The sequence below is a fragment of the Paraburkholderia phenazinium genome (assembly GCF_900141745.1).
GTDB classification, from domain to species: domain Bacteria; phylum Pseudomonadota; class Gammaproteobacteria; order Burkholderiales; family Burkholderiaceae; genus Paraburkholderia; species Paraburkholderia phenazinium_B.
In genome coordinates, this window is sequence record NZ_FSRM01000001.1 from 2,496,570 (window position 1) to 2,508,068 (window position 11,499).

General features: G+C 61.4%; 9 protein-coding genes. 3 read left to right on the forward strand and 6 right to left on the reverse strand.

Features of this window, described 5'->3' with window-relative positions; translation table 11 throughout:
• Positions 1 to 123: 123 nt before the first annotated feature.
• The 4 genes from tssH to BUS06_RS11400 form a co-directional block, all read right to left on the reverse strand.
• Positions 124 to 2,868, reverse strand: coding sequence for a type VI secretion system ATPase TssH (gene tssH / locus BUS06_RS11385; RefSeq protein ID WP_074264360.1), 2,745 nt, complete (start codon positions 2,866 to 2,868; stop codon positions 124 to 126).
• Positions 2,869 to 3,040: 172 nt separating this feature from the next.
• On the reverse strand, positions 3,041 to 3,526 hold the full coding sequence (locus tag BUS06_RS11390) for an Hcp family type VI secretion system effector (protein WP_074264361.1): 486 nt from the start codon (positions 3,524 to 3,526) through the stop codon (positions 3,041 to 3,043).
• 97 nt (positions 3,527 to 3,623) lie between these two features.
• Positions 3,624 to 5,480 carry an OmpA family protein gene (locus tag BUS06_RS11395; RefSeq protein WP_074264362.1) on the reverse strand — a complete coding sequence of 619 codons (1,857 nt, stop codon included), beginning with the start codon at positions 5,478 to 5,480 and terminating at the stop codon, positions 3,624 to 3,626.
• Entirely contained in the window at positions 5,477 to 6,211 is a 735-nt protein-coding gene (locus BUS06_RS11400) for a DotU family type IV/VI secretion system protein (RefSeq protein ID WP_074264363.1), read from the reverse strand. The genes BUS06_RS11395 and BUS06_RS11400 overlap by 4 nt, the downstream gene beginning before the upstream one ends.
• Before the next feature lie 689 nt (positions 6,212 to 6,900).
• On the opposite strand from BUS06_RS11400, the gene tssB reads away from it, so the two are divergent.
• The 3 genes from tssB (at position 6,901) to tssA (ending at position 10,689) form a co-directional block, all read left to right on the forward strand.
• Complete coding sequence (gene tssB, locus BUS06_RS11405; protein WP_074264364.1) at positions 6,901 to 7,413, forward strand: type VI secretion system contractile sheath small subunit; 513 nt, start codon at positions 6,901 to 6,903, stop codon at positions 7,411 to 7,413.
• Positions 7,414 to 7,486: 73 nt separating this feature from the next.
• A complete protein-coding gene (gene tssC / locus BUS06_RS11410) occupies positions 7,487 to 9,022 on the forward strand; it encodes a type VI secretion system contractile sheath large subunit (protein ID WP_074264365.1) in 1,536 nt (511 codons plus the stop codon).
• Between the two features lie 83 nt (positions 9,023 to 9,105).
• Positions 9,106 to 10,689: a type VI secretion system protein TssA gene (tssA, locus tag BUS06_RS11415; RefSeq protein WP_074264366.1), complete on the forward strand. Its 1,584-nt coding sequence runs from the start codon at positions 9,106 to 9,108 to the stop codon at positions 10,687 to 10,689.
• Between the two features lie 60 nt (positions 10,690 to 10,749).
• Here the strand turns inward: tssA and BUS06_RS11420 are convergent, their stop codons facing one another.
• On the reverse strand, positions 10,750 to 11,025 hold the full coding sequence (locus BUS06_RS11420; protein ID WP_074264367.1) for a PAAR domain-containing protein: 276 nt from the start codon (positions 11,023 to 11,025) through the stop codon (positions 10,750 to 10,752).
• 38 nt (positions 11,026 to 11,063) lie between these two features.
• Positions 11,064 to 11,495, reverse strand: a complete 432-nt coding sequence (gene tssE, locus BUS06_RS11425; protein ID WP_074264368.1) for a type VI secretion system baseplate subunit TssE — start codon at positions 11,493 to 11,495, stop codon at positions 11,064 to 11,066.
• Positions 11,496 to 11,499 lie beyond the last annotated feature (4 nt).

Genomic DNA, 11,499 nt, shown 5'->3' on the forward strand with positions numbered 1-11,499 from the left:
TTTTGGGTTTGTCTTGCGCGGCGTCTTTTCGTTTGGCTTAACGCTCACGCTCAATACGCTGCACACATGCAGCCAGGCGGCCCAAAAAGGACAGCGAAGGGCCGACTGGCGTCACATACTCCTTCACGTAGTGACCATAGCCAGATCGTCAGCGGTTGCGTCGGCAGAAGACGGTGCGTTGTGGCGATCCAGGAAGTCAATGACGAGGCTTTCGTCGGCGGTTATCGACAGTCGGCATCCAACCGGTAGCGAGCCTCCGGCCATCCGCGTCAGAAGCTCGCGCGAAACAGCAGGAAGGACGCGCTGGTTGAGGAACGCGTCGACATTGCGTGCGCCGGATTCGCGTGCGAGGCAAAGCTGCGCGAGCGCCCCGGTCAACGTGTCGTCGCACGTAAGCTCGATGTCGTAAAGACGGTGCAGACGTTCGGCGACCTTCTCAACCTTCAGCCGCACAATCGATGCGAGCGCTGTAGCATCGAGCGGCCGGTAGACCAGCGTCTGGAAGCGGGCAAGCAGCGCGGGCTGGAAGTGCGCGACGAGTTGTGGGTGGATCGCGTCGTGCAGTTCTGCCTGCGAAATGCCGGGGTTCTCCGCCGTGGCCTCGTCGATCTGCGTGCTTCCGAGATTGGACGTCATCAGGATCACGCAGTTGCGGAAGTCGATCTCGCGGCCTTCGCCGTCGCGCATCGTGCCACGATCGAACACCTGATAGAACATGTCGAGCACGTCGCGATGGGCTTTCTCCACTTCGTCGAGCAGCACGACGCTGTATGGACGCTGTCGCACTGCTTCGGTGAGGATCCCGCCACGCCCGTAACCGACATAACCGGGAGGTGAGCCCTTTAGTTGCGAAACCGTATGGGCTTCCTGATATTCCGACATGTTGATTGTCGTCAGTGCGGCCTCGCCCCCGAACAGCAGATCGGCGAGTGCGAGCGCCGTTTCTGTTTTGCCTACCCCAGACGGTCCTGCGAGCAGGAACACGCCAAGCGGCGAATGCTCGTTTTTCAGACCCGCTTTCGCTGTGCGCAGGCTTTCGGCGAGTGCCGACAGTGCGTCGTCCTGAGCAACCACGCGGGTGGCCAGGCTTTCTTCAAGCGTGAGCAGTCCGGTCAGTTCGTCTTCGAGCAGGTTGCCGACCGGTACGCCGGTCCACTCGGCGACCACGCGGGCGATCGCCCGGGCGTCTACGTCCGCGAAGATCAGCGGCGCTTTGCCCTGCGCACGCGCGAGTGCCTCGCGCGTCTGGGCCAGCGATCCGGTGTCGCCGGCTGCTGCGGCATCACGCTGCTCGAGGAGCGCCTGCACAAGCCCAAGTTCGTGCCCGTAACGTTGCTGCAGAGTCTCCAACTGCGCTTTCGCTTCGTTGAGCGCGGCATCGAGCGCAGCGCGACGTTCTTCCGCGCTTTCGATACCTGCGCGCGCATCGTCTTCGAGCGTGGTGCGCTCCAGCTCCAGCGCGGCAAGCGTGGCGCGTGCCCGTTGCAGTTCCGCAGGCGGTGATTCGAGACCCATGCGCACACGGGCTGCGGCCGTATCGATCAGGTCGACCGCCTTGTCTGGCAACTGCCGTGAGGGAATGTAGCGGCGCGAGAGCCTGACCGCGGCCACCAGTGCGTCGTCGCGAATGTGGACGTTGTGATACTTCGCGTAGCGTTCCTTGAGGCCCCGCAGCATCAGGCAGGCAGCTGCGTCATCGGGCTCGTCGACCTTGATCATCTGGAAGCGGCGCTCGAGCGCGGCATCGCGCTCGAAGTATTCCTTGTATTCCGACCAGGTGGTCGCGGCGATCGTGCGCAGTTCGCCGCGCGCGAGTGCGGGCTTGAGCAGGTTGGCGGCGTCGGCGCCGCCTGCTGCGTTGCCCGCACCGATCAGGGTGTGCGCCTCGTCGATGAAAAGCAGGATCGGCACGTTCGAGGCCTGCACTTCATCGATCACATTTTTGAGGCGCTGCTCGAATTCGCCCTTCACGCCCGCACCGGCCTGCAGCAGACCGAGATCGAGCGTGAGAATACGCACGTCACGGATCACGTTCGGCACGGCGCCGTCGGCTACGCGCAGCGCGAGGCCTTCGACGAGCGCGGTCTTGCCGACACCCGGCTCGCCGACGAGGATCGGGTTGTTCTTGCGCCGCCGGGCGAGCACATCGACCATCTGCTGGATCTCCCGGTCGCGTCCGAATACCGGATCGATCTTGCCGTCGCGCGCCTTCGCCGTGATGTCGATTGCAAAGCGGACGAGTGCGTCGCCTTCCACATTGCGCGTTGCTGTCTGCGTTGTTGTCCCCTCCGACGGGTGATTAACGGAATCGGCTCCTGCCGGAACGGCGGACGGGTCGGAAACGACTTCCGGCATCTCTGGCTGGTTCTCGCAGGTTCGCGGCCCGAGGCGCGGCAGCAGGCGTTCGATCTGCGCGCTGCTCACTGAGAGCAGTTGCCAGGCATTGGCCGCACGAAGGACATGCGGGGCCTCGACGATGGCCTGCAGCACATGGCCGGAGCGGATGGCCGGGTCACTGCCTTCAGCGTGTGTAGAGGCACGGAACCAGGCGTCCTGGATGACGACGGCCAATTGCGGAGAGAGGCTGGGGCGGCCGCGCAGGTTACGCGGTGTGTGGTCGATGGCCCTGAGCAGTGCATCCCACACGGCATCAACGTTCAGTTCGTAATGGTTCATGATGGCCGGGATATCGCCGTCCCCGGCCTCAATCAGCTTGAGCAGCCAGTGCTCGACTGAAATCTCGTCTGCGAGCCGTGTCTGGCACAGGCTTGCCGCGGCCTCGAGCGCTTTCGCGCAGTGTGGATTGAGCCGCTGCAGAAGCTGGCTGGCGTCGCGGAAGGAAGCGTTTCGGTCGTTGTGCACGGTCATGTTTGGGCTATTCGCACATCTGAAGAGGGGCGTGCCGGCCTGGAGCGGCGTGCCCCGCGCAATAAAAAGGCCAGTCCGAAAAGGCCAGTCCGCGCAGGCAGACTGGCAACGCAAGGCCGGTAATTCCGAAGACTACCGGGGACGGTGTACCGGCCTCTGGACTACCTGTGAATCAGGAACGCTCGTTCCAGGTGTCCTTGTGGATAATGTTGCCGTCCTTGTACGACCAGGTAATCGTCTCGTAGCGCAGCTCGACTTCCTCCAGGTGGTTATGCTTTTCGTAGTCCGGATCCTTGATGTCAAGCATCTTCGGACGCACGGCGACGATCTTCACGTTATCGAGCTTCGTGTTGAAGTACTCTTTCTCCTTGCCGGCGTCGTCGATCTTGTACCACCTGATCTCGGCAGACTTGAGGGTCTGGCCGCTCGTGACCGCCTTGTAGAGGTACGGCGTCGACGCATCGGTTTCCTTGACTAGCGTGATCGGCGAGTGAACGCGCGTGCCGGTCAGCTTGCCGGTATTGCCGTCGGTCGGAATATGCAGGCTGTGATCGAACGCCGTGATTTCGACGCTGCCCTCGCGGCCCTGGACGGTCACCGAACCCTTGATGTCAGCGCCACCATCGTCCTTGAGCCACATGTATGACGGAATTGCCATTTCTTAACTCCCTTCTGCTTACAGCGACAATCGCCCGGGGTCAGTAACCGGGCTTCACAAATCCCGAAGACCAGAGGCTTCGGGGACAAAAAATGCGTTATCCACGCTGTCCATCTGTGCGTGCCGGTGCGGCGGATTCCTGAGGGCCGCCTTCCTTTGGCGTGTTTCCCGGTGGGAACTGCTGCGCGGCGTCAGGCACAAGCGTGATCTCCACGCGGCGGTTTTTTGCGCGCCCAGCTTCGGTATGGTTATCAGCGGCGGGGCGCGTATCGCCATAGCCCTGAATGGCGAACTGCGTAGCGGGAATACCCGACGCTTCGATAAGCCAGTTGCGTACGGCCTCGGCGCGGGCCGTCGACAGCTTCAGATTGCTGTCCGGGTCACCCACGTTGTCGGTGTGGCCCGCCACCAGAATCCGCTTGTCGGTATGCGCCCTGATCATTTCGAGCGCATTGACCATGACGCGCGTCGAACCGTCCTTGAGTTGGGCCTTGCCGCTGTCAAAGAGCGACATGCTGTCGAGCGTCACGACAGCGGGCGGTGACGGTGGCGGCTGATACGATGCAATCGCGTCGTTGAGTGGAGGGATCAGCCGGGCGCCGCGGTACATGCCGAATGACAGCGGCAACGGCGTACCGGTACGTGCGTAACGTTCGAGCTCGTTGCGATCGGCGACGAGCGTCTGCAGGGCATCACGCTTTGCGGCATCGTGGTTGGCCGGGATCATCGAATAGCGGCCAAGATCCGCGCCCATGCGCGTCAGCAATGCCTCGTTGTGCCGGATCGAGAAGAAGAACGCGACGGCGGCCGCACAGGCAAATAGAGCCAGTGCGTGGGCGAGCGCGATGAGGCGTGGCGACATCCAGTAGCGCCTCGGCATCGCCCGAATCAGCCGCTGGGGCAGCGGCCACGGCATCGGCGAAGCTGCGCCCGGTGCGCGCGCGACCCCGGTTTGCATCTGCACATCGCTTTCCCACGGACGGCCTGGCCCGCATGCCGGTCCGCAATCAATCCAGCCAGCGCCAAACAGTGCCCAGGACGTATCGGGCTGCCGCGGGTCGGTGAGTGCGTGAATCACGACCCGCTGTGTCCAGCCAATGATCGAGGCGAGTGCGGCGGCGCGGGTTGCCGGCGCGCTGCTGTCCGCCACGCGCCATGCTTCGCGCCCGGCCGCACGGATGACAGTCTCGAAATGCCGTGCATCCAGTATGCGGGCGGTGGACGAAGCCCCATACCATTGCGGTGCGAGAAGATCAGCCGATGCCAACGCGCCATGGCCCCAGGTCAGTTTTTGCGGCGTGCCGGAAATGCCTTCGGTCGTGAGCCGCTGATAGACCGCGACATATCCTGGAAGAACGCGTGAACCTAGCATGCGCGCGGCGTCTGCCACTGCCTGTCTGACCACCCGCAGCGACTGTGTGAGCATTTCCGGGTCCGTATGACGGGCTGGCGCCACCGAAAGCACGACACCGTCCGGTGAACGGCCGTCGCGCCACTGTCTGACGGCGGCGGCCATGCGCGGCAGGTCCTGCGGTCGGTCCACACGCAGCCAGATGGCGCCGTCACCTACATGCGCGAAGCGTTGTCCGTCGTGCCGGTCGAACAGCGCGGGCAGATCATCCCCCGTGACCAGTACGAGCGGCATGCGCGTACGCAGTCTGAGCGGAATGTCGGCGGTTGCTGCGCCGAGAGCGGTCAGCACATGTGCGCCATCCCTGCGCGCACCACCAGACAGCCGGGTGCGCCACAGCATCAGCAGAAGGCCGGCGCTCACGACCATGACCGTGAGCGTCCACGCGAGACCCAGGCCAGGTCTGGCCACAAGCCAGATTACGGTGAGAGCAAGAGCGATTGCAAACACGACCATCAGACGCAAGGGATACCCAAGCCCTTCATGACCCGAAGCCTGCGATGACGCGGAACCAGCGGTGAGTACGGACAGATCAGATTTCATCGCCGGTTGACCTTTGCAGACCCAAACTGCGAGAACTGCGCGTCGAGGGCGTTGCTTCCGGCAACCCAGACAGCGACCGCAACAAGGCACACGAGAGCGGGAATGATCCACGGCACCAGTCGGTAGAGTCCGTTGAAAAGCTGGGGACCTGCGGCGGGATCAATCATGAAGGGCTCTTCCACGAGCGGACGAAGCAGTTCCAGCCGGGTATCGAGCGCGGCGATCAACGCCGTGCGTTTCGCATCTCCCTCGCGGGCATAGCGGCCAATGAAACCCATACCGAGAATCGTCGCGTAACACTCGAGCAGGTCGGTGTCAGGCGATGCTTCCTGGAGATGCGACTCAATGCAGTCGATGACACGTCGGCCGGCATCGTGGATGGAGAAACGTTCGACTTGCATTGGTTCCAGTTCCCACGCTGTGCGGGCTTCGGTCGATAGATGGCGCAGCGCCATTTCATCGAGCAGTCCGCACTGAGCAACCAGCGCTTCACGCTGGACGTCTTCTGGATAACCGCGTTGCGCAAGTGCATTGGCGAACTCATCAACAAGCTGGCTGCAGCGCTCGCGAAACTTTGCCGCATCCTGAACGGTTCCGCCGGACGCAAGTGATGTCACGAGCAGCGCCGTATCTTGCAGCAGATCGCATATGCCAACGCACGCGGAACGTGCAACGTCCGATACGGATTTCATGTGGGCACGCCTGTCGCGTGCCAAGGTCAGGGTGATCATGCGCGCGGATATCCAACGCAGGATCGGTTGCCCCGACGCGCCGGTATGGTGATTTCGTAAGTCTTGCTAACAATCTCGGAAATTGCTCGCGACGAAGTCCACAAGTACACGTGCCGCGAGAGGGAGACGTCTTCTGGCCAGGATGGGCTATCTGTCTGCAATGTAGGGTCTCCGCTTTCTGTTAGGCGGTGAGATTTTATATGTCAATTTTGACTTTGGCATAGAGAATTATCAGACGAATGGTTGAGTAAATTTCTATGAATTTAAATGCGCCTAAATTCTTAATTTAGGGATAGTCATTGAGAATACTTACAAGAACGTATATTGATTTATATCAATGCTGCGCGCCACAGCGCCTTGACTCAAATAACCTTACGTTGTGTGCTCATCTGGAGGGGATGCGTGGTCACAGAGTGTTCGCGGGGTATCTAAAGGCAGCACGTTATTTTTTGAGAAATGATTTTCCAGTGAAATTTACAAATTTTGATGATTCGTTGTTTTTCTATGTAAGGACAGGCTTTGACGTAATGGCCATAAACCTGTTTAATACCGTTCCACAAAAGGGTCGCATGATTGAAAGCCTTGCATAGAGAGCTGTCCGGACAAGCATTCGCGGTGCGTGTGCAGGACTCTCTCTTCGCGACGGTCGACACCTGCGAAGATTGAAAACCTATTTATAAGGATTACTGATGGATAGCTTCCAGCGAGAGATTCCGAAAAGCCGTGTTTCAATCACCCTCGACCTGCATACGGGCGGCGCCCAGAAGAAGGTCGAGCTACCGCTCAAGCTGTTGGTCGCAGGCGACTTCAGTGCGGGCCGGGAGCAGGCGCCGCTGGCTGAACGCAAGAAGGTCAACATCGACAAGAATAACTTCGATTCGGTACTGGCCGATTACGCGCCGGACCTGAAGTTTGCGGCCGACAATACCCTGGCTGCGGACGGCTCGGAGCTGCCGGTTAACCTCTCGTTCCGCTCGATGAAGGATTTTGAGCCGGAGCAGGTCGCCCACCAGATTCCCGAGCTCCAGGCGCTTCTCGCGATGCGCAACCTGCTGCGTGACCTGAAATCGAACCTCCTCGATAACGTCACGTTCCGACGCGAGTTCGAGAAGATTCTGAAGGACCGGCGTCTGTCCGACAAGCTGCGTGGCGAACTGGGCCAGATTGCCACGGCCGCCACGCAACCGGAAGGCCATGCCTGAGGGGCGCAGGCCGAAGCAGGCCTTCACTTCTTTTCGTAACCAGGTGACGCTACAGACGCAGACAGGACAAACAATGAACCAGAACGAATCCCAGCAAGGCGCAACTGAGACCGTTGTGCTTGATGCCCCCGGCAGCGTGTACGAATCGCTGTGCAGCAAGATCAATCTCAAACCCGTCGCTGCGGCGCGCCCGCTTGAGGCATTCCGCGACAACGACATGCTCTCCGAGGCGTCGGCCGACGAGCGGATCGCGCGCGGCATGGGTGCATTTCTCGATCTCGTCGCGAAATCGAGCCAGCCGGTTGACCGGCTCGACAAATCGCTGCTCGACTTTCACATCGGCCAGCTTGACCGCCAGATCAGCCGGCAGCTTGACGCGGTCATGCACACGCCGGAGTTTCAGGCGCTCGAAGGTCGCTGGCGTGGCCTTAAGATGCTGGTGAGCCGCACGGACTTTCGCAGGAATGCCCGCATCGAAGTACTTGACGTGTCGAAGGAAGCGCTGCAGCGCGATTTCGAGGACACGCCCGAACTCATCCAGAGCGGCCTGTATCGCCTCACGTACATTGAGGAATACGATACACCGGGCGGTCAGCCGGTCAGCGCGTTGATTAGTGATTTCGAATTCGTGAATTCGCCAATGGACATCGCGCTGCTGCGCAACGTCTCGAAGGTCGCGGCGGCAGCGCACATGCCATTTATCGGCTCCGTTGGCCCGGCGTTTTTCGGCAAGAAGTCGATGGAAGAAGTGGCGGCCATCCAGGACATCGGCAACTATTTCGATCGCGCTGAGTACATCAAGTGGAAGAGCTTCCGCGATACGGACGATGCGCGCTATGTCGGTCTGACGATGCCGCGCGTGCTCGGCCGCCTGCCGTACGGGAAGGACACCGTGCCGGTCCGCGCATTCAACTACGAAGAGGCCGTCAAGGGCCCGGACCACGACCGTTACCTGTGGGTCAATGCATCGTTCGCGTTTGCGGCCAATATGACGCGCAGCTTTGTGAACAATGGCTGGTGCGTACAGATTCGCGGTCCGCAGGCAGGCGGTAAGGTGGAGGATCTGCCGGTTCACCTGTACGACCTCGGTACCGGCGTGCAGCCGAAGATTCCGAGCGAGGTCCTGATTCCCGAAACGCGCGAGTTCGAGTTTGCCAATCTTGGCTTCATTCCGCTGTCGTTCTACAAGAACCACGACTTTGCGTGCTTCTTCTCGGCCAACTCGGCACAGAAGCCGGCGCTGTACGAGACCAAGGAAGCGACGGCAAACAGCCGCATCAATGCGCGCCTGCCGTACATTTTCCTGCTCTCGCGTATTGCGCATTACCTGAAGGTGATCCAGCGCGAAAACATCGGCACGACCAAGGACCGCCGTGTGCTCGAACTCGAGCTAAACAACTGGGTCAAGGGTCTTGTGACGGAGATGAAGGATCCAGGTGACGACCTGCAGGCGTCCCACCCGCTGCGTGAGGCGAAGGTGACCGTCGAGGATATCGAGGACAACCCGGGCTTCTTCCGCATCAAGCTCTTCGTCATCCCTCACTTCCAGGTGGAGGGGATGGACATCGGGCTGTCGCTTGTGTCGCAGATGCCGAAGGCCAAGAGCTGACCGGGCCGCTGTCCATGTGAACCACGCCGCGGCAATGTACCGCCCCGGCGTCATTTTTTTGCTCTGCATACGGGGATCCGCCAATGCTGTCCGGCCTGCTTAAGGCACTGTTTCCATCGCGTGACGCTGAACAGATCACACGCTCGCGGCTCGATAACTGGAGCGCCTGGCTGCAACCGCTGTCCGGCGGAAACGGCGTTGGGCGCGATCCCGGTTACGAAGACGCGTTTTTTGCGCTCAAGGACGAGGCGAACAAGCTTTCCGGTATCGATGACGCACTGATCGTGAGCTCGTGCGAGCAACTGCTGAAGGAGACCGGCAAGGATCTCAGGGTAGCCGGCTATTACGCCGGGGCGCGCCTTAGGCAGGATGGGGCGGCTGGATTCGCAGACGGGCTGGAACTAGTCGCCGCGCTCATCGAGAGGTTCGGGGACTCGTTGTTGCCGGCGCGCGCGGAAGCGAAGAAAGGCGCACTGGAGATGCTGGCCACCACGCGCATGATCGAACTGCTGGAGCGCTGCGGCGAACTGGCCTCGCCCGGGCTCGAGCGCTCGCTTGCGGCGCTCGATGTGCTTGTCACGCACACGGCAGCGTGGGCAGAAGCCGCGCGCCCGAACTTGCAACCACTTGTCTCCCGGTTCGAACGCAGGGGAGAGCCTGCGGGCATCGCCACTGACACTTCGCAGGCACCTTCGTCTCCCATGGCGGGCGGCATGTCGACAGGCAGCATTGCCTCGACGCGCGATCTGCTCGAGCAGGCGCGGGCGATGGCCACGTGGCTGCGTGACCAGGAACAGGGCTACCTGCCGTCGGTACGTCTCGCGCGCTGCATTCGCTGGGATACCTTGCATGAAGTGCCGCCGGCGGATGCTGCCTCGCATACGCGGCTTGCCGCGCCGCGCCAGGAATTGCGCGCACAAATGAAGCGGCTCGTCCTGCAGAAGCAGTGGAACGAATTGCTTGAGCGCGTCGAGGGTGCCTTCATGGAGGGCGTCAATCACCTTTGGTTCGACCTTCAGTATTTCCAGCACGTCGCGCTCGATCACGTCGGCGCGCCGCACAGCCTATGGCGGGAACTGCTGCGAGCTGATTTCGCGCTTTTCCTCGAGCGACTACCCGGAATCGAGCGCCTGTCATTCAACGATGGAACGCCATTCGCGGACGATACGACGCTCGAGTGGATCGCCCGACACGCAGTCGTGCGTAATCTCGAAGCGGGCGAGACGCTCGCGCCCCTGCCGGTGTCGGCCGACAGCGAGGAAGGGGCCGCGGGTGACTGGCCGGAGATCGAGGCGCAGGCGAGGGATCTGGCCGCGCGCGACGGCATCGAAGCGGCGTTTGTCTGGCTTGAGGGCCTGCCCGGCATGAAAACGGAGCGGCATCGTTTTTTGCAGCGGTTCGTCATGGCACGCCTTGCGCAGAATGCAGAGCGTGCGGATACGGCCATGGCGTTGCTGCTCGAGCTGGATGCGGCGGGGAAATCGCTGCCGCTTGTGCGCTGGGATCCGCCGTTGGTGTTCGATGTCAAGCAGCAGCTCGTCCGGGCGCTAAAGGCTACTAGCGGCCGCAAGGATGTGGACAAACCGGCGCTGGCGCGCAGGCTTGCCGAGTTGCAGGGTGAGATGACCGTGCTGGATCCGGCACGCATGCTGTCGTTGACGCAATGAGATCGGGCTGTCCACATCGGATGAGACAGCAGCACGGGCGCATGCGACCGGCCGTATGTATTATTCGTCGTAGTAGTTCGACCGTGCGATGACGCGGTTTTCGCCACGCGGGCACTGACACGCCACGATATCGTTGTCGCGTACTGCGGTCTCACCCGTCAGTCCCCAGCCGGTGGCTGTGCCCAGCATGGGGCCGTTGTGCCCGCAGCGCCCACAGGATGCGAGCCCCATGTTTTTCGCGAGCGCTCCATTTTCGTCGGAGAAGTCCTCGTCACCGTCCAGTACTTCGCCCCCGGTCGTCGTTCCGTTGCCCTTGACTGCCAGCATCGTTCCCATCTCATTCTCCTGTTCGTGTTGAATTCGTCAGTACTGCGTCAATACCGGTCAAGCGCCGCCTGCAGCATCCGGAGTCGGGTTTTTCCGTCCGGTGTGAACACCGTGTCAAAGCGCACCAGTCCCTCCTGGTGCAGGTGGCACACCATCGTGAAGCTGACCACCATGCCGGGTTCCGGGGCGTGCACTTCGATTTCAACCGCCTTCAGGCGCGGCTCGTATTTCAGCAGCGTCGCCTCGATGGCGTTTCTGAGCTTGTGCGTTGATGAGGGCAGGTGGCGGTATATTTCCGACAGATCATCGAGACCGTAATCCGGCAGATGCGCAAGGGAGCGGCGCCGGCTATTCAGGATGCGTTCGATGTTATCCCGCACGGAAAGGAACGTTTGATCCTCCGGCGTGAAATCGCTCACGACAGAGCCGTCGGCGAAGTGCCCCGTGATGCGCTCGAAGAGCCCAGGTCCTATACGCATGAGT